Here is a 25,886-nt window from a genome sequence, read left to right on the forward strand (position 1 = left end):
GAAGTCTTGAGGCTACGGCCCCGAGCAGCTCGATCGGAGCACCGCGCCGAGGACGGGCAAGATGAATTCGCGCCCGAGGTCGAGGCTGAAGCCGACGGCGACGGACTGGCCTTGCGAACCGAGCCAGTCATAGCGGGTGAGCGCCCAGCCGCTGAGGCCGCTGAGCACGTAGGTCTGCAAAGTCCCACGCTCGCAATCGACGGCTTCGGTGAGCGACTGGTAGAACGGGAACGCCTCGGCGCGGAAGCTCACGCCCAGGCCGGCGAGGCTCGTGGCGCTGGCGTCGCTTTGCCACAGCGGAGCCGCGGTGCCGCTCAGCACGAAGAGCGGTCCTTGCCGGGGCATGCGCAGGGCGAGCTCTGGACCGAACCCCGTGGACAGGAAGCCACGATCCACGATCTTCGACTCCATCGCGCGCTGGGCGTCGAGACCGAAGACCACGCCCAGCATCGCGCCGCGGCTCAGCCGCCAGATGTCGATCTCGTCCTCGAAGCTCAGGGACAGCACCCGGGAGTCGAACAGCCGTGAAGTCCCAAGGCCCACGCGCACGGGTCCCCGGGCGTCGATGTCCAGAGCCGGTGGTGGTGGCTCTGGCGCCGGCTCGACGGGCCCGGTCGCGATCTGTTGATCCGCGGCGGCGCTCGCCGTGACGGCGAGCACCGCCACGACGGTGAGCGCGACGGCGGAGAGCTTCACTTCACGACGGTCTGACAGCCCAGCGCAACCTCGACGGCGCCTCCGCCCTGGTTCTCCACCAGGTCGCACGAGGCGGGACACAGGATGATCTGCGTCTTGTCGGTGTTGTAGTACCAGCCCTTCTGACCCACGCAGGCGCTGGCGCCATTGACCTGCGGGAACACCTCTTGCTGACCGCCCGCGGGGGTGTAGCCGACGTTCACCTTGTTGGGATCGGGTTCGCCGGTCTTGGGCACCGGTACCTGGTACTGACAGGTGAGCGAGCCCCGGATCGTGTCGAGCGCATCCAGGAACTCCTGCGCGGCGTTGCCCGTGGTGACGATGATGGCCTTGTCGGTGCCGCCCTTCTGAGCGATGAGGTTCAGCGTCGTGAGCTCCGAGCCCACGCCGATCACGAAGGTCTTGATGCTCGGATTCTGGGCCAGGCCCTCCTCCGCACGGGCCGCGACGGTTTCGATGCGATTCGGGTTGCAGTTGTTGGGCTCACCGTCCGTGGCCAGCACCACGACCGTCACGTGATCCGTGTGTTGTTGCGCCCAACCTTGGGCGTAGTCGATGGCGCCTTCGAGGGCGGGCGACATGGGCGTCGAGGCTCCACCCGGTGATTCCTTGCCAATCGCCGCGGTGATTTGACTGCCGACCCCGGGAAGGTCCGCGATGGGCACGACGGGCTTCGCGTAGTCCGGCGCCACGCACGAATCGTCCGGCGCGGCTTGGCTGCTACAGCAGTTGTTGCCGCCACACCCGATGGGCGGAGGGAACGGGAACGGAATGCACGGACCGTAGGCGCCGCATTCCGTGTCGTCCACGCACGGTTGGCTCGGCGGCGGCTGTGCTGGCTTGGTGGGGAAGAACGCGAGTCCCATGCCGAGCTTCGCGAGGTTCGGGAGCTGAACGAAGTTGGTGAATGCGCCCGACACCGCCGACCATTTGCCCGCGTCATCCATCGAGCCCGATCGATCGAGCATCACGAACATGTCGACAGGGACGAGCTCACCGTCGTGGATGTCCGCGGCGCACGCCGCGCCGAAGCCGCCGCCGCCACCCGTACCCGAGTCGGTGTTGATGCCGCCTCCGGTTCCGGCCGTCCCGCCGGCCGCAGCCGCGTTGCCAGCTCCGCCGTTGCCGCCGTTGTTGTTCGAGCCACTGGTGCCGCTGCACGCGCCGGCCACCATGGACACTGCTGCAAACCCCAAGACAATCGCCAAGCTCCGCCGCATCTCACACCTCGCTTCGAGTGCGTCGCCCTTCACGCACACGTCCCTGCGCCATACCACGAGGCCTGTCCCCACACACGCAGCGGTATGTCGGAAATCGTGTCGGTTTTTCGGCACGCAACGCTGGCAGCGCAAACTTCCGTCGAGCAGCGAAGCGACGCATTGCGCCAAGGCGGGCGCACCCCGTAGCCTCCAAGGCACGTGAAGTCGTCTTGGCTACTGCTCCCGCTGTGCGTTGCGTGCGCAGCTCCCACGGTTTCCGCACCCCGAGCTCATTCGCCCACGCCGCCACGCCCAACACCGCGGGCCATGGCGCCGCCCGAGCAGCGCTTCTCCGACGCAGCGATGGAGGAGCGTTTCGCCGATCCCAAGCGGACGCAGAAGCTGGTGGATGCGCTCTCGGACATGGACGCCGTCGTCAAAGAAGCTGGCCAGCGCCTCGGCCTGCCGGGGCTCTACGCTGGCGTGGTGATCGACGGCGCGCTCGCCAAGAGCGCGAGCTTCGGCTTTCGGGACGTGGCCGCTCAGGCGCCGGTGGACGACGACACGCTGTTTCGTATCGGCTCGATCACGAAACCGTTCACTGCCACCGTGCTGATGAAGCTTCGGGATCAGGGCAAGCTCGAGCTGGACGTGCCCGCCGAGCGCTACCTGCCGGAGCTCTCCCACGTTCGCTATCCGACCCACGACTCCCCGCGCATCACGCTGCGCCAGCTTCTGAGCCACAGCGCCGGCCTGCCGCGGAACGGGAGCTACGACTCCTCCCGCACGGACCGCGACGTGACGGAGGCGGAAGTGCTGGCGTCCCTCGACGATCTGCCGCTCGAGTACTCACCCGGCACTTCCTACCGGTACTCCAACTCCGGCTTCAGCTTGCTGGGCCTGGTGATCGCCCGGGTCGCCAAGCTGCCCTACCGCCAAGCGATGCGCGCGCTGCTGTTCACGCCGTTGGGCATGACGTCGGCAGGCTTCGATCCAGATCAGCTCGAGCAGAGCCACTTGGCGCGCTCCTATGGAAAGAAGGACGGCACGTGGTTGCTCGACGAGCACTACGAACGCCTGGGGGCCTCGGAGGCCGACGGCGGCCTCTACGTTTCAGGTCGAGACTTCGCCAAGTTCGTGGCCTGGGAGCTGGCGGCGTATCCGCCGCGGGACGACCTGGACTCGGGTCCCCTGCGGCGTGCTTCCGTGCGCGAGATGCACGTACCCGAGCGCCTCACGCTGCTGCGTGTCAGCGCGCCAGATAGCGGCGATCCGTGGGTTTCGAAGACGCGCGCCTTCGGGGTGGGCCTGGCGTGGCACACGCTGTCGACCTGCGACTTCGAGCACGTGGTGCACCACGACGGCTTGGTCGATCACTATGCCAGCAGCGTGGCGCTGTACCCGGACTACGGCGTCGGCGTGTTCCTGTTCACCAATGGCGGCAGCGCGGATCTGGGTGGCATCGGCAACGAGCTGGTGCAACGCATGCAGAAGAGCGGCGCGCTGACTCAGCGCGTGCGCGTGGCCACCCGGGCGCCGCAGCTCGACGCGGCGATGGACCGTTTGCTCGCCGTCATGCACCGTTGGGACGCCCAGCGGTACGCCGCGATGCTCAGCGCGCCGCACCAACAAAATGTCAAAGCCGAAGACGAGCGCGCCGAGCTGGCCGGCTACCTCGCCTTGCACGGGGACTGCACGCGAGGGGCCATCACGCAATTCGTCGGGCCTACGGAAGCGCGCTATGCACTGCAATGCCAGCGCGGGCAGCTCGAGATGTGGCTACGGCTCGAGGCGCAGAGCGGGCTGATTGCCGGCTTCTCCGGTGTCTCGAAAGGCGTGGCGGAGACGCCAGGCAGTCGCGCCGCGGCGAAGAAGGCGCTCGCGCTGTTTCACCGCTGGAGCGCCCAGGGGTTCTCCTCGCTCTTCGCGCCCTCGTTCCTGAGCGAGAAGGAGACCCGCGACTTCGCGGCGAAGTACGACGCCCGCCACGGCGTTTGCAGCTTGGGGGATGCCATCGAGCGCGATGGCAACGGCTGGCAGCGCTTCGCGGTGAGCTGTCAGCATGGCAACGACGTGCTGTCCATCAAGCTGGAGAAGGATCGCATCACGGGGCTCTTGCTGCGGCCGAAGGACACGGACGCTCGCTGCGAGGCGCGTTAGAGCCGGCGCGCGACCGCCAACCGTTCCCACACTCGCAGCCGCGCGCGCTCCTGCTCTGACCAGCGGCCGGTGGCCCACTCGCCGGCCCAGGTGTCGCTCTCCAGCTCGAAGCCGTGATCTTCCAGCCGCCCGCGGAGCTTGGCGGGCTCGTGGCGCGCGCGCAGGTGCTCGCCGATCACCCGCGCGCCGATCTCGCCGGCGCGCTGCAGCCAGGGCACGGCGTAGTCGTGGGGCAGGTACGTCACCGCCAAACGGCTGCCCGGCGCGCTGAGCTCCGCGATGGCGGTGAGCGTGGCGTCCACCGCTTCCGGCGTCAGGTACATCGTGACGCCCTCCCAGATCCACATGCTGGGTCGGGACGCGTCGAAGCCCGCATCGCCGAGCACGCCGCCCAGCGTCTGGTGCTCGAAGTCGATGGCACAGTGGCGCACCTCGCGACACAGCGGATCGAGCTCGGCCACGCGCTCGCGCTTGTACGCCTGCGTGGACGGGTGATCGAGCTCGAACACGACGCACTCGGCGAGCTCCGGCATGCGCCACGCCCGAGCGTCGAGGCCGGCGCCCAGTACCATCACTTGTCGGGTGCCGGCGTCCACACTGCGACGCACGGCTTCGTCGATCGCCGCCGTGCGCAGTGGCACGCCGTAGCTCAGACCGAAGCTCGCGGTGCCCAGCACGCGGTGCAGCGCGCGCACGCCGAAGGGCACCGCTGCGGCGCCGCGCACCGTCCACCGCAGCGCCGGCGAGAGCAAGCGCACCGCCGCCGGATCGTCGATGATCGCGAGGTCGTGCGGCGCCTCGCTGTACAGCGCGCGCAGCGCCGCGACCCAGTCGCTGGTGAGGCTCCGAGACCCTCCTTGAATGCGGCTCATGATCAGTTCTGGTTGATCTTCTTGCCCTTCACGATCACGTCCCCGCTCGCCTTCAGGGTCATGTGCTTGGCGCGCAGGGTCATGTCCTGCGTCGTCTCCAGCGACATGCCCTTTGCGGCCTTCGCCGTGAGCTTGTCACCGGTCTGGATCAACGTGTCCTTGCCGCTCTGGAGCAGCGCGTCCTGCCCTGCGCGCAAGTCCAAGCCCTGCCCCGCGTGGATGCTCGCGGCCTTTCCGGACTGGAGCGCGAGACCTTGACCGGTCGTGAGCGCCAGGTTCCGTCCCACTTGAAGCTGGGCGTCCTGTCCCGATGTCGCCGTCAGACCCTGGCCCGTGGTGATCACCAGGTTGCTGCCGGTGCTGATACTCGCGTTACGGGGCGCCACGATGCCCACGTCTCCCTGGGCAGAAACGGTGATGCGCGCGCCGTTCAAGGTGAGCTCGTAGCCCGAGCCCACCTGCTTGAAGGACCGCGCTTCGAGGGCCTCGATGCGAGCCAACAAGGCCGCATTGCTCGGCGCCGGGATCGGCTTCGATTGTCCGACGTTGGAGTAGAACAGAGCGCCGAGGGCGAAGGACGCCGCAGCGACGACCAGGGCTGAACGTTTCATTTCCGTGAGGTAGCACGCCGCCTGCCGCGACGCGTCGGGTATCGCGCCGCACCAACATCCTGCGGCCCATCAGGCAGCCGGGGGCGGGGGGTGGCCGGCAGCAGAAAAGCGCGTTACATGCCAGCGCAGCTTTTCGGAGGTGCAGCATGAGCCACCACGTCAATCCCGTTTACATCGTCAGCGCCACTCGCACGCCCATCGGCAGCTACCTCGGCGCCCTGTCGTCGCTCCCGGCGCCGCGCTTGGGCGCCACGGCGATCAAGGCCGCGGTGGAGCGCGCCAAGCTCGAGCCCGGACACATCCAAGAGGTGTTCATGGGCAACGTGCTCTCTGCCGGCATCGGTCAAGCGCCCGCGCGGCAGGCGGCCATCTTCGCCGGCATTCCGGACAGCGTGCCCGCCACCACCGTGAGCAAGGTGTGCGGCTCGGGTCTGCAGTCCGTAGTGCTCGCCACCCGCGCGCTGATGCTCGGCGACGTGGACGTGGCCATCGCCGGCGGCATGGAGAGCATGAGCAACGTGCCCTACTACCTCACGCAGGCGCGCACCGGCTATCGCATGGGGGACGGCAAGGTCGTGGATGGAATGATCTACGACGGCCTGTGGGACCCGTACGGCGACTTCCACATGGGCATCGCCGGCGAGACCTGCTCCACCGAGTACAAGCTCACCCGCGAGGCCCAGGACGAGTTCGCTCGCGAGAGCTATCGCCGTGCGCTGGCCGCCACCAAGGAGGGCCTGTTCAAGAACGAGATCGTCAACGTGGAGGTCCCGCAGCGCAAGGGCGACCCCATCGTGGTGAGCGAGGACGAAGAGCCCAGCCGCGGTGATCCGAGCAAGTTCGACAAGCTGCGCCCCGCCTTCAAGAAGGACGGCACCATCACCGCAGCGAACGCCTCCAGCATCAACGACGGCGCCTCCGCCCTGGTGCTGGCCACGGAAAAGGCCGTGAAGGAGCAGAACCTCACGCCGCTCGCGCGCATCGTGGGCTACGGCGGCGCAGCGCAGGCGCCGGAGTGGTTCACCACCGCGCCCTCCAAGGCCATCGACGTGACCTTGAACAAGCTGAACCTGAAGAAGGACGCCATCGATCTGTGGGAGATCAACGAAGCGTTCTCTTGCGTCACCATGGCCTGCTCGCAGATCAGCGGGCTGGATCCGGCCAAGGTGAACGTGCGCGGTGGCGCCGTCGCCATGGGCCATCCCATCGGTGCTTCCGGCGCGCGCATCCTCACCACGCTGCTCTTCGCCATGAAGGATCACAAGGCCAAGCAGGGCCTGGCCACGCTGTGCATCGGCGGTGGTGAAGCCGTGGCCGTGGTGATCGAAAACATGTGAGACCCGAAGAACGCGTCGATGCTCACGCCGAGCATCGACGCGTTTTCAATTTTGTTGTTGGTCCGGCGCGAGCCCCGTCACGGCACGCGGGGACACATTGGAACGGGCTTGCCGGCGGGGACGCAGCGATTGAGCGGCGGACACGCGTCGGGGCCTCGGTACATGCCGCCCTGACATCCCGGCACGGACCTCTCCCCCGGTTTGCATTTGCGCGTGTCACAGTGCGGCTTCGGCTTGGGGCCGGGGACACGCCATGGGACGCGCGCGGTGAGATCCCCGCGTGAGGAATACACCGGCGTTCCGATGCTGAGCTCGTACTCCCCGGGGGCGAGCGGAGCTCCCCCGCGCACCTGCGCGGGGCACTTGGCGTTGGGCGGGCAGTCTCCCGGTGCCGTCCAGGCCGTGCGAGCGTCAATCACGATGGTGGCGTCCGCGTAGCCGGTGGACGGCAGCGTCACCTTGGCGAGCATGCGCCCGGTCTCGTAGCTGAAGCCGGAAGGCCAATCGGGGAGCGGAGGCGCGAGCGGGCGGGGGCCCGCGCGGGTCGGAAACGCGTCCACCTCGGAGTGCACGAAGAGCGGCAACGTCACTGTAGACATCGACGCGTTGACGATGCGAACGCGCACGCGCGCGCCGCCAACGTGCGTGGCGCCCAGCGTGAGCGGTACGGTTTCGGGACCGCCCAGCGCTTGGCGCAAGCGATCGGCCTCGGCTTCGTCGATGCGACACTCTGGGCTCGCGATGGCCGCGAGCAGATCGAGGGCGGGTCCCGAGCACACGCTGTCTGGTGCGGGTTCTGCGTCCGGCGGAGGCTTCGCGGCGGTCATCGGCGTTGAAGCGGGCGCCTGCGGCTCGGGCGCAGGGCTCGCGCAGCCTGCAGCGAGCAGCAGCAAGAGCAGCGACTTGGTCATCCTTCCCACTCCGTGGCCAGCGCGATGGTGCGCGCGTTTTCGGGCACCCGCTCGAGGAAGCTCTTGCGCCACTCGGGGTTCTGGATGCGCCCGGCGCGCTCCACGAGCTCGGCGCGAGCGCGCTGGATGGTTTCGCGGGCTTCGCCCTCGCGGCCCACGGTGGCCAGTGCTTCGGCGCGCACCAGGCGGACCAGCGCGGCGCCGTCCTCGGCGCCGTAAGCCAAGAGGCTCTCCATGGCCGTTTCCGTGTGTGTCAGCGCGGCGCGGGTGTCGCCCTGGGCGAGGTGGACGCGAGCGCAGGCCGCGTGGGCCAGCGCCAGCAGGGCGCGGGCGCTCTGGAGCCGTTCGACGGCGAGCTCGGCTTGCTCCAGGGCTGCGCTCAGCTCGCCGAGCTCCACCAGCACGAGAGCGAGGTATGCGCGGGAGCAACCTTCGGTGCGGCGATCCCCGTGCTCCGTCTTGATCCGGATCGCCAGCTCTTGAAACTCGCGGGCCTCGTCCAAGCGACGCAGGCGCGCCAGCGTGAGACCGAGGTTATTGGCGGCCAGGGCCGTGAGACTCACCACGCCGATGGCCGCGGCGTTGGCGAGCACGGCGCGGAGCTCCCTTTCGCTCGCCTCGTGTTGCCCGAGCTCCGTGAGCGCGTAGCCCACGCTGGCCCGCACGCTCGCTTCGCGTCGCAGGTCACCGGCGGCCACGCACTGCTCGGCGGCACGCATGTTGAGCTCCGCGAAGCTCTGGTTGTCCCCGCGGAACAGCGCTTGCGTTCCGTACACCTGGTACAAGTGCGCCATGCTCACGGGCTCCGGCTCCACGAATCGCGCGGCGATTTCTCGCGCCCGCTCGATGAGCCCGTCGGCGAGCACGTGCCCGCCGCGGTTCAACAGCACGAAAGCGCCCATCGCCGCGGCACCCACCCACTCCGCCAGCGCGTCCGGGCTGGGCTCCGTGGCCAGGTGCCACTTGGCGGCTTCCAAGAACCAATCGTCGCAGCCGAGGTCCGCGCTGCCGCCCAGCAGTCGCTTCATGGCGCGGCACCAAGCGCGCGTTCCGCGCTCCGCGCTCGACACCGCTGCCATCGCGTAGTGCAGCGAGTCGGCCATGCGCCCGAGCCAGAAGCTGGCGTCCGCCTGCAGTGAGCGGAGCTGACCCACCACGGCGGGCTCGGTGGCGTGCGCCAGCCCGCGCGTGGCCTGCGCCAACGCACCGTTCAGATCATTCCGAGCGAACGCGCTCTCCGTGGCGCGGAGATACCAGGCCGCCGCCTTGGCGACGTCGCCTCCCTTCTCGAAGTGATCGGCCAGCACGATGGCGTCGGGATTGGGCTGCCGCTCGAGCCACTCCGCCGCCAGACGGTGGCCCACGACGCGGTCGTCGTCCGTGAGCATGGCGTAGGCGGCTTCTCGAATCAGCGCATGGCGAAACTGGTACTCCGGCTGCCCGGGGAAGCGACTGGGCTCGTGCAGCGCGACAAGCTCCTTGCGCGACAGCTCGGCCCACAGGAGCTCCGCCCCGCCACCGACCAGCGCTTCCACGCCGGTGGACCAGAACACCTCGCCGAACACGCTGGCGGCCCGTAGCAGCTTGCGACTCTCCGGCGGGAGGGCTTGCAGCCGTGTGGTCACCACCGCCAGCACCGTCTGCGGTAGCTCGTCCCAACGCCCGTCCGTCGCGCTTCGAAGCAGCTCCTCCAGGAAGAACGGATTGCCGTCTGCGCGCTCGATCAGATCGCCGATCCTGTCGTCGGCGACGTCGTCCCCGAGCACCGCCTTGACGATGCGCCCAGCGGCCCGGCGATCGAGCTTCTTGAGCTCCACGCGCGTGGGCTCGTGAGATTGCCACGGCGCTCCGAAGCGCTCTTCGAGCTCGGGACGCGCCAGGGCCAGCAACATCAAGGGACGCTCCTCGAGGCTCGTCAGCAGACGATCCAGAAGCGCCACGGTGGAGGCGTCCGCCCAGTGCAGGTCTTCCAGCACCATCAGCACCGGCGTCTTGCTCGCGAGCGCCGTGACGAAGTCGCTGAGCGCGCGGAAGATCTGATCGCCCATCAAGATGGGATCCTTGCGCGCAGCGCTCAGCGCCGCACTCTCGAAGGGAGTGCCGGTGAGCTCGCCCAGAAACGCGCTCACGCGCTCACGCTCGCTCTTGGTCACGTGGGCGGCGACCACACCGCGGAGCTTGTCGCGCCGAGCCTCCACCGGCTCGCCGCTGCCGAAGCCCGCGATGCTGCGCACCGCCAGCGACAAGGGCAACAGCGGTGAGCCGGCGGCGGCCTGCTCCGCGTGACCGCGCAGCACTACGAGATCGGGATGCCGCTTCCGCAGCCGTTCCAGGAGCTCGCGCCGCAGTCGGCTCTTGCCCATGCCGGGCGCCGCGACGACCACGGCAGCGCGAGCGGTGTGCTCTTCGAAGCTGGCCCCCGCCACCGCTTCCAGCGTTCCGAGCTCCAGCGCGCGGCCGACGAAGGGAGTGCTCTGGCCCAGCACCGTGCGCTCCGCTTCCGCGCTGCTCCGCTCCAAGAGCAGATCTGCCGCTCCATCGCGTTCCATCACGCCGAAGCGCGCGTCGAGCAGGCCGCGAGTCACGCCGCACACGCGCACGCTGCCGGGCAGCGCGCTGGGGATCAGCCCCGCCGCGCGATCGATGACGTCTCCCAGGGGCACGGGAGCGTCGACCTCCGCGAGCCCGGTGGCGAGAGCGACACGGGCCGGGCCGTGCGCCAGCAGCCGCAGCGCGGTTCGAGCCCCGCGCACCGCGCAGTCCGTGGCGGAGCCCGCCGCTTCCACCAGCAGTAGCGCCGTCCCGTCATGCAGCAGGGCGAGCCGCGCTCCGGCCTCTCGTGCAAAGCCATCGAGATCTCCCCAGCTCGCTCGCAGGTCCGCCGCAACCCGCGTCTCGCCCTCTTCACTCACTTCGCCCGGCGGCGTCGCGATGATGGCGCACACGATGCGACGCTCGTTGCTCGTGAGCCGCGCCTCGCCTTCCGGTCGCGGCGCGATGCTGGCGCTTGCCCCTTGCAGCAACGCCAGCACCTCGTGCCCGTCCGTCGGCCTTGCCTCGCGATCCTTGGAGAGCATGCGGGCCAAGAGCCCCGACAGCGCCGGCGACACTCCCGGAGGGGGCGCTACGTCCTCGACTACCACCTTGAACAGCAGCGCCAGCGGTTGCTCCGCCACGAACACCGGGCGCCCGGAGAGGCATTCGAACAGCACGCAGCCGAGGGCGAACACGTCGGCGCGGCTGTCGATGTGCTCCCCGCGCACCTGCTCCGGCGCCATGTATCCCGGCGTCCCGAGGAACGCGCCTTCCAGAGTCATCTGCGTTGCGTTCGGTCCGGCGTGCGCGATACCAAAGTCCAGTAGCCGAACGTCGTCACTCCGGCGCCCGACCAGGAAGATGTTCCGCGGCTTGATGTCGCGATGCACCAGGCCCTTGTCGTGCGCCTGCGACAGCGCCATCGCGATGCGCTGCAGCAGCACCGAGGCTTCCGCTTCCGAAAGCACGCTCCGGGTCAGACGCTCGGCAAGGTCTTCACCCTCGAGCCACTCCATCGCGAGCCAAGCGTCTCCCTCGTCCGTCACGCCGTGGCCGACGTAATGCGCGATGTACGGGTGATCGAGCAGTGCCAGCAGCTGCGCTTCCCGACGAAACCGCACCCCCGCCTGCGGTCCCGCTTCCCCCCGCAGTACCTTCACCGCCACCGTGTTCCCGCGCACGCGGTCCAGCGCGCGCCAGACGTTGCCCATTCCTCCGCGCCCGGCGAGCTCGCGCAGCTCGAAACGCCCAGCGAGTACCCGCGCCGCTTGCATCCCGGGCCATCTTGGCGTCTCGGGCGCCCCTCACCAAGGACATCCAGCTCTCTTTCTTGGGGTTGTCGCTGCGGCGCGAGCCCCGTCGCGCCCACCCCTCGCCCCGCGGAAACAGCGCGAAAAGCCGGCTCGCGGCGGGGTTCGCGGCGGACCAACAAAAAAATCGGAACCCGCGGCAGGGGCCGCTGTCTGACCCCACGCCGCTCACGATGCCCGTGGGTGAGCGCAGAACAATTCAGGGACCCGCGCCGCCTGCCGGGGCCCGCATGGGAGGTCGTGCCGTGCTTCGTGTCGCCAAAGCTTTGTCCGCTGTCGTGCTTTCTCTCGGTGTGCTCGCTGCGTCCTCCACCACGCCCGGCATTCCCGTCGCCGCCGCGGCACAGAGCGAGGACAACGCGGAGAGCTGCGTCGGGTTCACCAAGAGCGAAGAGGACAAGGGGCTCTCCTTCGCGGTGCGGAACGCCTGCGACATGAAGCTCGCGTGCAAGATGCGCTGGACCGTCACCTGCGAGAGCAACGAAGGCAAGGTCACCGGCAAGAAGAGCGCGAGCACGAAGTTCTCCGTGGACCCGAGCGGCGATCAGAGCGTGTTCACGTCCGCCGAGAGCTGCAAGCAAGCCTGGCGCATCGACGACGTGAGCTGGAGCTGCGACCCGGCGAAGTAGCTCACACATCGCGGCGCACCGCCGCGCGCCGGCCCCTCGATTGACTGCCGCGGTGGGGCGGTACGCTCAGCTGAGCCTTGGACCATCAGCGGTACGAAGTCCGTCGCAGCCTCGCGCTGCACCGAGCCGTGGCCGAGCGGCTGTTGCTGGATGCGTCTGTTCTCGATCGCGCGCGTGTGAAGACGGAGGAGTGGCTCCGAGAAGGCGGTCGCAGCGCTCCCTTGCTCCTCGAGTGGCAGGAGATTCTGCAGGGCTCCGCCGAAGACGTGGCGAAGTTTCTGGCGGAACGTGAGCAAGTACGTCGCGGCGCGGGAGAAGGACCGCCGCTTCGCGCGGAGTGCCTTGTCGCACGGGCTGGTGGACGTTGACACTCTGCGTTCGCGCCTAGCGCACACCTCGCTGGGGAAGGACGCCCGACAACGCGTTCTCGCCATGATCGAAGCGGACCAACGTGGATGAGTCCGCGGCGGATCGGGCTCGCTCAGGGCTTGGGTAGGTCGCTGGCCTTCACCCAGAACTGATTGTCGCCGTAGGGGGCGACGTTCAGGCTCTTGGGCAGGACGCTGGCCCAACCCGCGACGGTATCGAGCACGTAGGTTTCCGTGTCCGCTTCGATGCGGCCGATGACCGGCTTGTCCTCTCCGGCGCCGATGCGAATGGGGATCTCCTTTTCGGTCTTCACCAGATCCGGCTTCTGCGCGAGGGCGAGCTGGGGCGGCTTCCGCTTGCTGACCGGACCGTGCTGCACGTCCATGGTCTCGCCGCGGGGCAGCGCCTTGAGATCCCGCGAGCGGACCCAACCGCGGATCTCCACGTCCCCGTGGTACTCGATGTTCACGAAGGCGCCCTTCCGCTCCTGGCTCCAGAACAGCACTCCAGTGCCGCCCGCCGCGCGGTACAGCGTGGTCACGCTGCTCCGGTCCGAGCCGACGCCGTCGAACAGCTCCGCCGAGTCCTTCTTGAGCACGTAGCCCCGCGCGTGGCCCGGCACCGTCCAGCCCGGCGGCGTGTTGTCGTCGAGCGTCAGGGAGCTGCACGAAGCCCATGTGGAGAAGGTTTGGTTCAGCGGCGTGTCGATCTTCTTCTGGATCTTGAGCTTGCCTCCCCTGCCTCCGAGCACGCTGACGGAGCGGTTGGGGGCGATCCAAACGTTGCCACTGATTACGGACACGCGGTGCTTGGTGAACACGGGCACCTTGCTCGCGTCGATGTAGCCGGCGATGCGAAACGACCCGGTGCCGGTGCCTGTTTGGATCTCCACGCGCTTGCCGCCGTCGGCGAAGAAGTCCGACGCGGCCAGGGCCGTCTCGCCCCCCGAGAAGCGTGCGATCGGCGAGCCGCCGCTGGGCTTGTCGTAGATGGCCAGGTTGACGGGCATCTGCGCCATGCCACGCAACGTGCAGCTCACCTTCGTGGCGCTCTGATCTGCGCGCGCTGGAGGGGCGTGGCCGAGCTGTGCGGCGGCGGCGGCGGTGACGATGGCGATGGCGGCGGCGCGCGGTGCTGTGATCATGCTCTCCTCCAGCTACAGCGATTCCCCGAATCATGGAACGGTGGGGCCTCAGCCAACGTGTCACGATTCGATGAAAACCAATCGTTGGACGATGTACGCGACGATGCCATGCTAACGCGGCAATTTGTCGCGATCTTTCGCTATTTCCCGCGGCGCAGGCTGGCCGCGAAGTGAAGGGAATCGTAGCCATATTTCTCGCGCACCCGATCGAGGGCACGGCCCACCGGCCACGGCGGCGTGAAGGGCAGCGGAAGCTGCTCCGGGTCATCGATCCCGACCAGGTTCGAAAGCTGAACCCCCAAGAGCCGAACGCCCAGCCGGCGCGGTCTCGCACCACGATACAGCTCGCTGAGGGTGCGAAACACGACGCCGTCTTCTGCCGTGGGCTGGATGGTGCGACCACGTGTGATGGTGTGAAAGTCCGTGGTGCGCAGCTTCAGGGTGATGGTGCGGGCGCGGATGCACCGCTTGCGAGCACGGTGGCAGACGCGCTCCGCCAGCTGCAGCAACTGGGACAGCACGCGCTCGTCGTTGCCCAGAGCCGCGAAGAACGTCCGCTCGTTGGAGATGCTACCCACCGCGAGGCCTTCGGGGTCGTGCTCACTGAAGGCCGGGCGTTCCCGGGCCAACGGGGCCGGGCGCTCGCGCCCTCGCACCTCGCTCTCGAGCAGCGCGAGGAGCCGTGCGTGCCGTGCCCGCGCCGGACCCGTGGGCAGCGCCAACAGTTCTCCCAACGTGTGGATCCCGTCGGCGTGCAACCGTAGCTCTGCCTTGGGCCCGATGCCCGGCAGCTTGCGAACCGCCAGCGGCACCAAGAAGTCGCGCTCGCTGCCCCGCGGCACGAACAACACCCCCGCCGGCTTCGCCAATCCGCTGCCGATCTTGGCGATGATGCGCGAGCCACCGATGCCCGCGCTCGCGGGCAGACCTGTCTCCTTCGCGATGCGCTGGCACATCTCCCGCACGGTGCGCTCGACGATGGCGTCCCCCGTCTCTTCCGCGCTGCATCGGTAGAGCTCCTCGCAGCCGTGGAAGTCCATGTAGAACTCGTCGATGCTGGCGGCGCGGACCTCCGGGGTGAAGTCGTCGAGGATGGCGCGCACCTTGTCGGAGTAGTCGCTGTACACGCCGTGGCGCGTGGGGAGGAACACGGCGTTCGGCGGTGCCAGGCGGCTTGCTTCCTTGAGCGACATCCCGGAACGAATGCCGAAGGCCCGAGCTTCGTAGCTGGCTGCCGTCACCACGCCGGGACTGCCGCGCTTGCCCCCCACCAGCACCGGCTTGCCCACGAGGGTGGGGTCGAACAGACGCTCCACCGACACGAAGAACGTATCGAGATCGAGGCAGCAGATCCGGGCCACTACTGAACTAATATACAGTAATTGCGACGGGGATGGAGCGAATGGACCAGGCTTTTTGCCGATGTTGTCCATTCCGATGGCCGGGCCGGAAGCGAGAACATCGACACATGCGACCTCCCGCAATCGGGCTGCTTTTCGCTCTGTTGACTGGCTGCTCGTCGGGTGGCGGCGGTGGCGGTGGCGGCTTCGACGCTGGAGTCGGGGGCGCCGGGAACGTTGGCGGCAGCGGCAACGCGGGCGGCAGCGGGAACGCGGGCGGCAGTGGGAACGTGGGCAACACCGGGGGCGCGCCCACGTGCAAGTCCGTGGGCGAGGGTTGCGCCGAGTTCGGTGAGTGCTGCAGCGGCAAGTGCGCTCAAGGCGTGTGCACGGGCTGCAGCGCGGCGGGCGATCCGTGTGTCGGGCCGGCGGACTGCTGCGTGGACCTCGTGTGCAACGCGGGAACGTGTGCTGCCTGCAGTCTGGATGGCGCCGGCTGTACGCTCGCGACGGATTGCTGCTCTGGGATCTGCAAGCAGGGGACGTGTGTTCCGTGCGCAGATCCAGGCTCCGCGTGCACCACGGCCAGCGAGTGCTGCAACGGAGTCGGGTGTCAGGGCAGCGTGTGCGGTGCCACCAGCGGCGCCTGCACCAATCCCCAGGACGAAGGCGCACGCAGCAGCCACGACCTGCCAAAGGCGGTGTTCGACTGCGCCAATCAATGTGGTGTCTACCCGCCACCGGCGGGATGCATCCCCACTTGCATGTCGTCCAACTATGGTCTGGGGGCTGCCTGCGCCGGCTGCTACGAGAGCAACCTGACGTGCATGGTCGACAACTGCGCGAGTTGCGGGCTCGATCCCACGAGTGCCGAGTGCATGGCGTGCTTCGCCACCCACTGCGGCGCATCGTTCCTCGCTTGCAGCGGATGGCCTACCCCCTGAGCCGCTCCGAACGTGCTATCTCCGAGGGCTCATGCCCTCCCCGCGACTCGCGTTTGCCACGCCTCGGAAGCTGCCCAAGGCGACGAGCCTGGAGGGTCGGGTGGCGGTGTTGGACGTGGCCTTCGCCGGCCTCGGTAGCGGCTTCGAGAAGGTGACGCGGCCGTTCATCGAGGGACTTGGGGAGCGCCTGCGCGCCTGGGTGGATCATCACGATCACGACGAGCACCCGACGTTCGAGAAGGACCCGCGCTTCGTGCTGGCGAAGAAGAGCGAGCATGGCGCCTGCCCAGAGATGATCGATCAGGAGCTCGTGGCGCGATTGGGTCCAGTGGACACCATCGTGTGCCACACGGACTTCGACGGTCTCGCGAGCGCGGCCAAGTGGCTGCGGGAAGGCGTGGAGCCGTATCCGGGGTGCGACGACGACGCCCGCGCCATCGACACGCGTATCGGCAAGCCCAGCGCCGTCGCCGAGCGCATCGACCGAGCGATCCGGGCGCGGCCCAAGGACTACGGTTTGTTCGGCGTGATCGTGCGACACCTCGCGACCGGGCTCTCCGACGCGAGCTTGTGGGTGCCCATCGACGAAGCGGCGGCCGAGCTGATCCCGGTGGAACGGGAGACGCGCCGCGCCGCGGAACGCTACCAGCGGCTGTCCCCCGGCGTCGCGGTGGTCGACATCGCCAGCGGCGTGGGCAAGGTGGACAAGACCTTGCTTCTGTTGCTGGGTCAGGAACGTGAGCGCGTGAGCGTGGTGTTGGATCGCGACACGGTGGCCATCGCCGCTGCCTTCGACAGCGGGCTGAACTTCCTCGACATGTTCGGTCTCGCCGGAGGCATGCCCACCCGCGTGTCGCTGCCCCGAAAGAGGGCCGCCGAAGTGCTCGAGAAATTGGGCGTGGAGCCCGACCTCGCGGCCCAAACCGTCGACGCCTGAGCCGCCGTTCAGTAGCCGGTGAAGCTGGCGTGACGGAGGCGGATCGAGGTTGCTCAGACGAAATGCGCATGCTAGACGCATTTCACTTTTGAAACGCGAGCTGCCCTAAAGCAGAACGTAAAGCATCGAAAATAGGCACATTCCTCAGAATGTCCACACCCGTCCGGGGGGTTGATGGCGACCCGAGCCACTTCGTCCACCAGCACTGACGAGATCTTTTTCCAGAACGACGGCGTCTCCTTGTGCCTGTTGGTCAATCGACGCCAACGCACCCTGCGCGTCGTCGATTTCCGCTCCGGGCCCCATCCCGCCAAGCGCCTGTTCGTGATGAGCTTGGCGCGGCGTGAAGGCGTGGATCGGGTCTACACCCTGGTCGAGCGCGACGAGTGCTCCACCTGGACTCGCCTGGGCTTCCATCGCGAAGGCACCATTCCCGGCTTCTACAAGCGCAGCGATGCATTCCTGCTCGGAGCGCTGGTGCCCACGGGAACGGATGACGACTCGGAGCAGAGCGGGCTTCGGATGGCGCTCTCGGACACCAGCGTGGGGGCGGAGGCCGACAAGCTGTACCAAGCCGCCCGCAAGACCGCGAAGGACCGCGAGGGCAGCTCGAGCCCGCAGGTGAAGGTGCAGCTGGCTCGGGAAGCGGACGTGAAGAAATCTCTCACGGCGGCGCAGCGGGCGGGGCGTGCGCTCACGGGGTTCGAGCCCTTCGGCCGCGACGTGGAACGGCTGTACTTCGCGTGCACCGCCCGCGGCGGCTTCTCCTTGATGGCCTCGGTGGAGACGCAGCCCTGTTTCAACAACGCATTCCTCGAGCTGCTCACTGCTCCGCGTACGGAGAAGGAAGCGGCGCTCACCACGGCCGCCGTGCGCAAGCTGTGTGACGAGCTGTTCGAGCGTGGCATCGTGGGCTGCTTTGCCCTGAGCCCAGTGGACGACACGGACCTGGGCGCGGTGTTCCTGGAGAACGGCTTCCGGCGTACCGGCGCCCTCGCGCAGCACATGTTGGTGGGTGGGGAGCGTGCGGATGCGTTCCTGTGGTCGCGCAAGCTGGCGCAACCCGCCGACCAGTAGTTGACGAATCTCGCCCGCCTGACACCATGGCGGGGTGAAAAAGCTGGGAATCGCCCTGTTCCTCCTGGCGCAGCCGGCCCTGGCGCGCCCGGTCGTGGCTCTGGCGCCGGGGCAGGGCGGCACCCTGGCGGTGGGCTTCGACGCCCAGGGCGTGCTGCGCACGCGAATGTGCGGCGGGGCAAAGTGTGGCATCGACGGCGCGACGGAGATCCCGATCGCCGCGGAAGAGAAGAACCACGTGGCGCAGGCGACGCTCAGTGTCGTGCGTTACGCGCCGGCGCGACGCGCCGTGGTGGTGGAACTGCCCAGCGCGGATGCGACGCGGAAGTTCTCGGCCGTGGTCATCGCGAACGGCAAGGAGCCGCACATCGTGTTTGCCGGGCAGACCGGCTACACGGACGGCGAGTGGGGCGAGCGACATGGCGCCATGGTGATGCTGTCGGAAGCGCGGACCGACGGAACCCGCAGCATCTTGTTGGGGGAGCAGCGCGAAGACCTCACCCTGTGTCGGCGACCCACGATCTTGGCGCCGAAGCTCTTGGCAGCCGACGGTAAGCTCCATCCTGCGAAGGTGCAGCGCCTGACGCCGGAAGAGCGGGAGGGCGCGAAGAGGCTGTCGGCGGTGCGCGTGGAGGAGGCGTCGACGGTGCCGGTGCTGCGGGCGCGGGGAGCGTCCAGTGCCGTCGGTCGTCCGGATGCCCTCACGGATGGAGATCCGGAAACGACGTGGGCGGAGAACCGCGGCAGCGAGGGGCGCGGCGAGCTGGTGGTGATGAGCGCGCCGGCGGGGTTGCCCCTGACGGGTTTCGAGTTCGTGGTGCGCCCGCCGAAAGCGAATCCGGAGCATGCCGTCGCCCCCAAGGAGCTGTGGCTGGCGACGGACCATGACCTTTTCTTGGTCACGCTTCCGGAAGACGGCTGGAAGAACCCCGGTGCGCGCTACGCGGTGAAGCTCGACCGCCCGCTGGAGACCGAGTGCGTCGGCCTGGTGGTGGAGAGCGCCTATGGCGGCGGCAAGGACGCGCGGGTGACCCTGGCGGAGCTTTCGGCTCGCACCGAGTTCGACGCCAGCAAGATCGACGGCCTGGTGGGTGCCCTCGCCGGGGGCGGTCAGCGCGCGGAGGCAGCGGGCACCGCCCTCTCGGTGTTGGGCGACGTGGCCTTCGATGCCGTACAGAAACGCTTCGCGAGTCTGGACGAGGGGGGCCGCCGGGTTGCCCTGGACGTGATCGACCACGCCGACTGCAGCCACTCCGCACCGGTGTACGTGGAGGCCCTGCTGGGCCCCTATCGCGCGCACCGCATCCACGCGCAGGATCGCCTGCGCCGCTGTCCCAAAGAAGGCGGAGAAGAGCTGGCCAAAGCCCTCGCCGTCGCGCCGCCCCTGCGCCTCGGGCCCCTCGCGGAGCAGCTCGCGCTGATCGCGCCGGACCGTGCCGTGGCGGCCATCTTGCCCAAGTTCGCGAAGTCACGGCGCAAGGTCCGCGCCGACCTGCGGGTGGCGCTGGCACGCGCCACCCGCTCGCCCCACGCCGCCGCCGCGGTGCGCGCGGCCCTCGCCGATCCAAAGACCGGCATCACCGCACGCATCGATCTACTGCGTGCCTTGGGCGATCGCATCGGCGGCTTCCGCCCGGAAGCGGGCGCTGCCCTCACGCGCCTGCTCGGAGCCAAGGCGAGCTTTCGCACGCGCTACCTGCTGCTCGCTCCCGCCGCCGAGCTCGCCAAGGCCGACCCCGGCGCGGCGGAGTTCCTCGTGCGCTCCTTGCGCTCCGACGACAGCCCCTACGTGCGCACCCACGCTGCGGAGGTGATGGACGATCCCACGCGCTTCCGCGCTGGGCTCACCGCCGCCCTCACGGATCCCGAGGTCCGCGTGCGAGAGGCCGCGGTGAACGCCCTCGCCAAGCCCTCCGGCAGCTTCGCCCAGAACGCCTTGGTAAGTCGACTCGAGCACGATCGCTGGCCACTGGTGCGCGCCGCGTCGGCCAAGGCGTTGGCTGGGCACGGCCCGAGTGCCAGCGTGGACGCGGCGCTGGCCCAGGCCGTGAGCGACTCTTCTCCGGCCGTGCGCGCGCCGGCAGTGGTCGCCCTGGGTCATCGTCACGCGACGAAGCACGCGGCGACCGTGCGTGAGCGTTTGGAGGACGACGAGGAAGTGCCGGAAGTGCAAGGCGCGGCCGCTCTCGCCCTCGGTCTGTTGTGCGATCGCGCGTCCCTCGACGCACTCACGGACCGTGCGCAAAAGCTCTCCGATCCGATGCTCTCGCCGGAGGCCCGGGCGGTGAGCGTGATGGCCCTCGGTGCGCTGAGTCGCATCCACCCGGCGGATCTCGCGGAGCGCGTGAAGCCGCTCCGGGACCGGCACGCACCGGTCACGGCACGTGCCGCCGCCGAGGCCGCGCTGCGCTCGCCCGGCCACTGCGGACGCTGATTGCCGTCAGTCCCGGGCGCGCCCGTGTTTGGACGTCCGCGGAGGGGCTCGCGCCGCACCAACATCCTCGGGATACATTGCCCCCTGCCCGTCTTTCGGGGGTGGTGGTAGGACCCGAGGCATGTCCAAGCCCTGGGTACTGGTCACGGGAGCCTCCGGATTCATCGGCGCACGGTTGGTGCGCGCCCTGGTGGAGCGCGGGGAACGGGTGAAGGCCTTCGTCCGCGCCGGCTCCAGCCTGAAGATGCTGGAAGACCTACCCTACGATCGCTGCCGCCTCGCGGTGGGGGACATCACCATCAGCCACACGGTGTACCGCGCGCTCTCCGAGTGCGACCGCATGTACCACGTCGCCAGCAACTTCCAGATGTGGAACACGCGACCCGAGCGCATCCTGGAGCCGGCCATCGAGGGCACTCGCGCCACGTTGGAGGCTGCGCGGCGTCGCGGGCTGGAGAAGATCGTGGTGACCAGCTCGGTCGGGGCGTTGGGGACCACCCAGGCTCCAGAGCCCATGGACGAGGGTCACGAATTCAACCTTCGCGATCCAGAGACCTACGTGCTCAGCAAGTACGAAGCCGAGCGTGTGGCGCTGGAAGCCGCGGACGACGGACTACCGGTGGTGGTGGTGCTACCGGCCGCGGTGTCGGGCCCCGGCGATTGGAAGCCGACGCCCACGGGGCAGGGGATCGTCACGTACTTGAAGAGCTCGCCGGCGTTTCGCATGCCGGTGCCGGACGGCGGCCTGAACATCGTGGACGTGGACGACGTCGTCGATGGCCACATCCGCGCCATGGAACGCGGCAGCATCGGCGAGCGCTACATCTTGGGCGGCGAAGATCTCACCTTCCGCCAGATGTTCGAGACCTTGAGCGACCTCACGGGTCTCGCGCCCCCTGGTGGCACGGCGTCGGGAGGCTTGGTGCAGCTCATCGGACGCTTGATGGAGCTACGCGCACGCTTTGGTGGCAGAGATCCGGAGCTCACCTACCGCTTGGCTCGGGACTACTCCACGTCCTACGCCTGGGTCACGAGCGAGCGCGCCGAAAAGGAGCTTGGCTACAGTCATCGCCCGGCGCGGGAAACCCTCGCGCGCGCGGTGCGCTGGTACCTCGAGCACGGCTACGTGCCGGACAAAGCGGCGCGCCGCGTTCGGCTGGAGCTTCGCCCGACGTGAGCGAGTCCGCCGGCGTCGCGACCTCGGCCCCCGAGAGTGAAGCGTCCTCCGCGGGCGTACCCGGCGCGTTGGCGCTGGCCACGGTGCTGTCCGCAATCGCGGTGATCCCTGCGACGCTGCGCGGCGGGGTGAATGTCGGGCTCGTCGGGCTCGGTGCGGCGGCGCTGTCCGTCGGGCTCTTCGCCGCGTCCCTCAAAGTCGTGGGCGTGCGCTCGCGGGCGGTGGGCACGGTGCTGTTCGCCGTCGCGCTTTCGTCTGCACCCCTGGCCATCCTCGCGCGGGTGCTCAAAGCCACCACGCACCATCGCCCGCTCGGTGGCGTCACCTTCGCCATCCTCGCGTTGGTGGTGCTGGGCGGCGCTCTGGCCGTGGGCGCGCGGCTGCTCACGTTCCGTCGCTGGATCCCGATCGCCGTTGGCGCTCTGGGCGCCGTTGCGGGTCTGCGCTTCGCCCTACCAGCGCTGGGCGCCAGCTTCTTGGACGGCGTGCTGCTCTTGGCGGCCGGCCTCGCCGCCGCGCTCATCACGCCTCCTGGGTGGACCCGGCGCGCCGGTGTGCCGGTGTGGGCAGTGGTGGTGGTATTGGGCGTGGCGCTGTGTTTCGCAATGCCTTCCGCGGCCAGCACCGCGGCGGAGCGTGCCCCGGTGGTCATCGCGCCCTTCTCCCCGTTCATCCGCTGACTTGACCCGCTCGAGAGCCCCGCGCAGGAAGCCAAGAGCCGTGGTCGCGTTGACGACCCCAGGGTGCGCCCTTAACTTTTCCATGGATGTCGCGAGCGCATGGGAACGCCCACGTCCGACGACTCCTCTCGTTGGTCGTGGTGCTGATGGCGATGCTCTTCGGAGCAAGCGCATGGGCCGCCCCCGAAGTGCGCACCGGCGTCACCGAAGTGGAAGAGCCGGAGCAACTGGCGGAAAAGCCGCCCCCCGTCACCGCAGACGCGCGGCACCAAGCTCCCGGTGACGCCCCGCGGCTGGGCGCCGCGCACGAGCTCACGATCCCGAAACCGCCGGCAAGCTTCAACACGCACGACGCGGGCTGGATCCGCTTCGCCTACTTGCCGGCGGTCAGGGAGCGCGTGCAGCCGTTGATCATGGAGGCTGACTCCGTGCGTGCGGATCTGAGCGCACGCCTTGGCCGTCCGGTGTTGAACGACGTCACGGTGTACATCGCCCGCACGCCGGGAGAGATGGCGACCCTGGCGCCCGAGGGCGCGCCGTTTCCGAAGTACGCGGCGGGCGTCGCCTACTCGGACATCGGGCTGATCCTGCTCACGATCCATCCGGTGAACCCGAACGCGCAGCACGACTTGGCGGAGGTGTTCCGCCACGAGCTGGCGCACGTCGCCTTGCACGACGCCGTCAAGGGCCGAGCGGTGCCGCGTTGGTTCAACGAAGGCTTCGCGGTGTTCGCGTCGGGTGAGAGCTCCTTCCCGCGCCTGCAAACCTTGTGGAGCGCCACCACCTCGAACCAGCTGTTGCCCCTGTCGCGCCTCGAGCGTTCGTTCCCGGCGGACGCCGTCACCGCTTCCGTGGCCTACGCCGAAGCCGCGGACGTGGTGCGCTTCTTGGTGCGAAAGCAGGATCAACAGCGTTTCGTCTCGATGATCGGACGCGTGCGGGAGGGCCAGAGCTTCAACAGCTCGATGCAGGACGCCTACGGCCTGGATCTCGCCAGCCTGGAGTACGAATGGCGGGAAGACGTCGCCAAGCGCTACACCTTTTGGCCGGTGCTGTTCGGTGGTTCCATCGTGTGGGTCGGCGCCATCGGCCTCTTCGTTTGGGGCTGGCGCCGCCGCCGCAAGCGCGACAAGGCCACCCTCGCGCGCTGGACCAAGGAAGAAGCGATGGAGGACGAGCTCCGTCGTCGCCTGAGGGAAGCCGAAGAAAACGGCCGCGTGCGGATCGTGTTCGCGCGGGCTCAGAACGACGCTCCGGATGACCTGCCGCCCCCGCTGCCCGAGGGCGAAGTGCCGAAGATCGAGCACGAAGGACGCTGGCATACGTTGCACTGACGGGGGTGTGACTCCACGGCACGTGAACCGACGTCCTCGCCGGGCATCGCGCCGGACCAACATTCGGCCGAAACCAGCGGGGAGCTTTGCGAAAGCCAGCCCGTAATTTGGGCATGCTTGGTCGCTCTTTGCTTCTTCCTCTTCTGCTCTCCGGCACCTTCCTCACGGGCTGTCTCGACATCTCCGAAGACGGCATCGACATTCGCCCTCGCGTTCCGTACCAATCCTCCGTGCGAGACGTGGGCGAGCCCCTGATTTGGCAGGGCGAGCCCATCGACGTGCACGTGGAGCGCGGCAACGTGGAGGTGGTGGGTGATCCTGGCGCCACCAGCGTGCGCGTCACCTCGCGAGCGATGACCTGGGCCTCCTACGGCGACACGGGCGACGCCAAGGCGATGAACGACGCGATCCTCTCCACCGCCTTCGCCCGCGTGGAGGACGGCTTCCTGAAAGTGGGCTGCAAGGCCATCGACGACGACATCGGCTCCGCTCAGGCCGCGAGCACGCAGTGCAACCTGCGCGTGATGGTGCCCGCGCCGGACGGCGCCACGCATGACGTCCACGTGACCACGGGCTTGGGGGACGCGTTCTTGGCCAACCTGAGGACCTCGCCGTGGGGCGCCATCGACTTGTACGTGGTCGGCTCCGTGGAAGCGTGGGGCCTGCGCGGCAACGTGCACTCCCAGGCGTCCGAGAACGACATCGAGGCCACGCCGCTGCCCGGCGGCTTCATCGACGCCGACTCCACCATCATCTTGCAGGTGCCGGGGGATCGCGAACAGGCCGATCAGGGCGCATCTTCCGGCACCACGCTGCGGCTGCCGTCGGCCTTCGGCGCCAACGCGGTGGACCTCGCGAGCCAGCAGGGCAGCGTGCTCACGGCGGACTTCCCCAACCTCGCTTCCGGTGTGCCGCACAATCCCGGTCCGAGCGCCGCCGCATTGGTGCGCGGTCACGCGGATTGGGGCGACGTGAAAGTGCTGACCCTGCACTCCCTTGCCGGCCGCAGCCGCACCTCGGATTTGGGTCAGCTCATTTTTTGATTGTCGGTGCGGCGCGATGCCCGTCGCGAGGCGTCGCAAAACGCCGCACTCGGGGCACGCCGTCGCGGTCCGGCGCGGCGAAATCCCGCGTCTGTGTTGGCACGGGTCGCGCACTTCCCCGCGTCGTGAAAGCCCTCGCACTGACCGTCCTTCTCGCCGGCTGTTCCGTCGCGGAGCGTCCCTTTGCGCCGCCATCGGTACCCCTCTCGGAGCCCCGGCGTCTGTGTACGTCCAACACGCAGAGCGACTGTCGTTCCGTGTCGAGCGTGGAGCGGCTGCTTCACGATCCGGATCTCCACATCTTGGAGGCGGTCTCCACGCCCGCCGGGCGTCAAGGCGCGAAGGTACTCACGCTGCGGCGCGACGGCGTGGTGCTGCGCGCCAAGTGGCGGAGCTTCGACAGCGGAAACTTGGTGAACGAGCCGCGTAAGGAGCTGGGCGCCTACGCGGTTCAGCAGCTGTATCTCTCTCCGGAGGACTACGTGATCCCGCCGACGGCGGGACACTGCTTCCCACTGGCGGAATACCGCGCACGTGTCGACGCGACGGCCACGCCGTCTTTCGGCACCCGCTGCGTGTTCGGATTTCTGTCGTACTGGCTGCCCAACGCCCACGACGTGGACGACGCCGAGGACCAAGGCATATTAGGCGGCGACAGCTTGTACGACGAAGAGCTGTTCCGGACCGACACGGTGTACCGGCGCTCTTTGGTGAACCTGAACGTCACGGCGTTCTTGGTGCACCACGCGGATGCCCACGACGCGCAGTTCCTGCTGGTGAAGGATTCCGGCAGCGTGCGGGTCTACACCGTGGACAACAGCATGGCGTTTCAGTCCATCACCAATCCGATGGTGTTGTTCCGGGAGGACTGGGCCACGCTTCGGGTGCCCCTGGTGGACACGAAGACTCGCGCGCGGATCGCCGCCATTGACGAGCGTGCGCTCCAGGCGCTGGCTACCGTCGAGGAATACGAGGATCGCGACGGCATGCTCACCCCGCACGCGATCACGGACCCCACGGTGCAGCGGGACGCGGGCATGCGTTGGTTCGGAAAACGGCTGCAGGTGGGGCTCACCCAGGGGGAGATCGCCGGCGTGCGATCGCGCGTGCAAGAGCTGAAGCAACGGCTCGCAGAGTGAGCGCGAGG

Annotated in this window: 21 protein-coding genes; 13 read left to right on the forward strand and 8 right to left on the reverse strand. The window is 68.6% G+C overall.

The window, feature by feature from the left end:
- Positions 1 to 12: 12 nt before the first annotated feature.
- Positions 13 to 696, reverse strand: a complete 684-nt coding sequence (locus tag H6717_36395; GenBank protein MCB9582575.1) for a hypothetical protein — start codon at positions 694 to 696, stop codon at positions 13 to 15.
- Positions 693 to 1,916 carry a VWA domain-containing protein gene (locus H6717_36400; protein MCB9582576.1) on the reverse strand — a complete coding sequence of 408 codons (1,224 nt, stop codon included), beginning with the start codon at positions 1,914 to 1,916 and terminating at the stop codon, positions 693 to 695. Before H6717_36400 ends, H6717_36395 begins: the two co-directional genes overlap by 4 nt.
- Before the next feature lie 306 nt (positions 1,917 to 2,222).
- Between H6717_36400 and H6717_36405 the strand changes: the two genes are divergently transcribed.
- Positions 2,223 to 4,055 (forward strand): beta-lactamase family protein, encoded by a 1,833-nt coding sequence (locus H6717_36405; GenBank protein ID MCB9582577.1) that lies wholly within the window; start codon positions 2,223 to 2,225, stop codon positions 4,053 to 4,055.
- Here the strand turns inward: H6717_36405 and H6717_36410 are convergent.
- A complete protein-coding gene (locus H6717_36410; GenBank protein ID MCB9582578.1) occupies positions 4,052 to 4,927 on the reverse strand; it encodes an SAM-dependent methyltransferase in 876 nt (291 codons plus the stop codon). The two genes, H6717_36405 and H6717_36410, sit on opposite strands and share 4 nt — an antisense overlap.
- Positions 4,928 to 4,929: 2 nt before the next feature.
- The gene (locus H6717_36415; protein ID MCB9582579.1) at positions 4,930 to 5,538 is read right to left on the reverse strand and encodes a DUF2345 domain-containing protein; all 609 of its coding nucleotides are present in this window, start codon (positions 5,536 to 5,538) and stop codon (positions 4,930 to 4,932) included.
- A gap of 146 nt (positions 5,539 to 5,684) precedes the next feature.
- On the opposite strand from H6717_36415, the gene H6717_36420 reads away from it, so the two are divergent.
- Positions 5,685 to 6,875, forward strand: a complete 1,191-nt coding sequence (locus H6717_36420; protein ID MCB9582580.1) for an acetyl-CoA C-acyltransferase — start codon at positions 5,685 to 5,687, stop codon at positions 6,873 to 6,875.
- Positions 6,876 to 6,952: 77 nt separating this feature from the next.
- Here H6717_36420 and H6717_36425 read toward each other — a convergent pair whose 3' ends face one another.
- Together H6717_36425 and H6717_36430 are read right to left on the reverse strand one after the other, a co-directional pair.
- Positions 6,953 to 7,786 carry a hypothetical protein gene (locus H6717_36425; protein MCB9582581.1) on the reverse strand — a complete coding sequence of 278 codons (834 nt, stop codon included), beginning with the start codon at positions 7,784 to 7,786 and terminating at the stop codon, positions 6,953 to 6,955.
- Entirely contained in the window at positions 7,783 to 11,595 is a 3,813-nt protein-coding gene (locus H6717_36430; protein MCB9582582.1) for a protein kinase, read from the reverse strand. The genes H6717_36425 and H6717_36430 overlap by 4 nt, the downstream gene beginning before the upstream one ends.
- A 314-nt stretch (positions 11,596 to 11,909) precedes the next feature.
- Between H6717_36430 and H6717_36435 the strand changes: the two genes are divergently transcribed.
- On the forward strand, positions 11,910 to 12,260 hold the full coding sequence (locus H6717_36435; GenBank protein MCB9582583.1) for a hypothetical protein: 351 nt from the start codon (positions 11,910 to 11,912) through the stop codon (positions 12,258 to 12,260).
- Between the two features lie 77 nt (positions 12,261 to 12,337).
- Positions 12,338 to 12,628, forward strand: coding sequence for a hypothetical protein (locus H6717_36440; protein MCB9582584.1), 291 nt, complete (start codon positions 12,338 to 12,340; stop codon positions 12,626 to 12,628).
- Between the two features lie 113 nt (positions 12,629 to 12,741).
- On the opposite strand, the gene H6717_36445 is transcribed toward H6717_36440, so the two are convergent.
- Both H6717_36445 and H6717_36450 read right to left on the reverse strand, forming a co-directional pair.
- Positions 12,742 to 13,773 (reverse strand): hypothetical protein, encoded by a 1,032-nt coding sequence (locus H6717_36445; GenBank protein MCB9582585.1) that lies wholly within the window; start codon positions 13,771 to 13,773, stop codon positions 12,742 to 12,744.
- 140 nt (positions 13,774 to 13,913) lie between these two features.
- Complete coding sequence (locus tag H6717_36450; protein ID MCB9582586.1) at positions 13,914 to 15,134, reverse strand: DNA polymerase IV; 1,221 nt, start codon at positions 15,132 to 15,134, stop codon at positions 13,914 to 13,916.
- Between the two features lie 107 nt (positions 15,135 to 15,241).
- Here H6717_36450 and H6717_36455 point away from each other — a divergent pair, with 107 nt between their 5' ends.
- The 9 genes from H6717_36455 to H6717_36495 all read left to right on the forward strand — a co-directional run bounded on the left by H6717_36455 (position 15,242) and on the right by H6717_36495 (position 25,878).
- The gene (locus H6717_36455; GenBank protein MCB9582587.1) at positions 15,242 to 16,057 is read left to right on the forward strand and encodes a hypothetical protein; all 816 of its coding nucleotides are present in this window, start codon (positions 15,242 to 15,244) and stop codon (positions 16,055 to 16,057) included.
- 31 nt (positions 16,058 to 16,088) lie between these two features.
- Complete coding sequence (locus tag H6717_36460) at positions 16,089 to 16,994, forward strand: hypothetical protein (GenBank protein MCB9582588.1); 906 nt, start codon at positions 16,089 to 16,091, stop codon at positions 16,992 to 16,994.
- 174 nt (positions 16,995 to 17,168) lie between these two features.
- On the forward strand, positions 17,169 to 18,071 hold the full coding sequence (locus H6717_36465) for a hypothetical protein (protein ID MCB9582589.1): 903 nt from the start codon (positions 17,169 to 17,171) through the stop codon (positions 18,069 to 18,071).
- Between the two features lie 34 nt (positions 18,072 to 18,105).
- Positions 18,106 to 20,505, forward strand: coding sequence for a HEAT repeat domain-containing protein (locus H6717_36470; protein ID MCB9582590.1), 2,400 nt, complete (start codon positions 18,106 to 18,108; stop codon positions 20,503 to 20,505).
- A 121-nt stretch (positions 20,506 to 20,626) separates the two neighbouring features.
- Positions 20,627 to 21,682 carry an NAD-dependent epimerase/dehydratase family protein gene (locus H6717_36475; GenBank protein ID MCB9582591.1) on the forward strand — a complete coding sequence of 352 codons (1,056 nt, stop codon included), beginning with the start codon at positions 20,627 to 20,629 and terminating at the stop codon, positions 21,680 to 21,682.
- Positions 21,679 to 22,362 carry a hypothetical protein gene (locus tag H6717_36480; protein MCB9582592.1) on the forward strand — a complete coding sequence of 228 codons (684 nt, stop codon included), beginning with the start codon at positions 21,679 to 21,681 and terminating at the stop codon, positions 22,360 to 22,362. Before H6717_36475 ends, H6717_36480 begins: the two co-directional genes overlap by 4 nt.
- Before the next feature lie 86 nt (positions 22,363 to 22,448).
- On the forward strand, positions 22,449 to 23,696 hold the full coding sequence (locus tag H6717_36485; protein ID MCB9582593.1) for a hypothetical protein: 1,248 nt from the start codon (positions 22,449 to 22,451) through the stop codon (positions 23,694 to 23,696).
- A 113-nt stretch (positions 23,697 to 23,809) separates the two neighbouring features.
- Positions 23,810 to 24,739 (forward strand): hypothetical protein, encoded by a 930-nt coding sequence (locus tag H6717_36490; GenBank protein MCB9582594.1) that lies wholly within the window; start codon positions 23,810 to 23,812, stop codon positions 24,737 to 24,739.
- 125 nt (positions 24,740 to 24,864) lie between these two features.
- Complete coding sequence (locus H6717_36495) at positions 24,865 to 25,878, forward strand: hypothetical protein (protein ID MCB9582595.1); 1,014 nt, start codon at positions 24,865 to 24,867, stop codon at positions 25,876 to 25,878.
- Positions 25,879 to 25,886 lie beyond the last annotated feature (8 nt).

Source organism: Polyangiaceae bacterium (assembly GCA_020633235.1).
GTDB lineage: Bacteria > Myxococcota_A > Polyangia > Polyangiales > Polyangiaceae > JACKEA01.

What these genes read in the sequence shown, in the direction of transcription:
- H6717_36400 (MCB9582576.1), bottom strand. Translation starts at nt 1,916, where the DNA reads ATGCGGCGGAGCTTGGCGATTGTCTTGGGGTTTGCAGCAGTGTCCATG.
- H6717_36405 (MCB9582577.1), top strand. Translation starts at nt 2,223, where the DNA reads ATGGCGCCGCCCGAGCAGCGCTTCTCCGACGCAGCGATGGAGGAGCGT.
- H6717_36410 (MCB9582578.1), bottom strand. Translation starts at nt 4,927, where the DNA reads ATGAGCCGCATTCAAGGAGGGTCTCGGAGCCTCACCAGCGACTGGGTC.
- H6717_36415 (MCB9582579.1), bottom strand. Translation starts at nt 5,538, where the DNA reads ATGAAACGTTCAGCCCTGGTCGTCGCTGCGGCGTCCTTCGCCCTCGGC.
- H6717_36420 (MCB9582580.1), top strand. Translation starts at nt 5,685, where the DNA reads ATGAGCCACCACGTCAATCCCGTTTACATCGTCAGCGCCACTCGCACG.
- H6717_36425 (MCB9582581.1), bottom strand. Translation starts at nt 7,786, where the DNA reads ATGACCAAGTCGCTGCTCTTGCTGCTGCTCGCTGCAGGCTGCGCGAGC.
- H6717_36430 (MCB9582582.1), bottom strand. Translation starts at nt 11,595, where the DNA reads ATGCAAGCGGCGCGGGTACTCGCTGGGCGTTTCGAGCTGCGCGAGCTC.
- H6717_36445 (MCB9582585.1), bottom strand. Translation starts at nt 13,773, where the DNA reads ATGATCACAGCACCGCGCGCCGCCGCCATCGCCATCGTCACCGCCGCC.
- H6717_36455 (MCB9582587.1), top strand. Translation starts at nt 15,242, where the DNA reads ATGCGACCTCCCGCAATCGGGCTGCTTTTCGCTCTGTTGACTGGCTGC.
- H6717_36460 (MCB9582588.1), top strand. Translation starts at nt 16,089, where the DNA reads ATGCCCTCCCCGCGACTCGCGTTTGCCACGCCTCGGAAGCTGCCCAAG.
- H6717_36465 (MCB9582589.1), top strand. Translation starts at nt 17,169, where the DNA reads ATGGCGACCCGAGCCACTTCGTCCACCAGCACTGACGAGATCTTTTTC.
- H6717_36475 (MCB9582591.1), top strand. Translation starts at nt 20,627, where the DNA reads ATGTCCAAGCCCTGGGTACTGGTCACGGGAGCCTCCGGATTCATCGGC.
- H6717_36485 (MCB9582593.1), top strand. Translation starts at nt 22,449, where the DNA reads ATGTCGCGAGCGCATGGGAACGCCCACGTCCGACGACTCCTCTCGTTG.
- H6717_36490 (MCB9582594.1), top strand. Translation starts at nt 23,810, where the DNA reads ATGCTTGGTCGCTCTTTGCTTCTTCCTCTTCTGCTCTCCGGCACCTTC.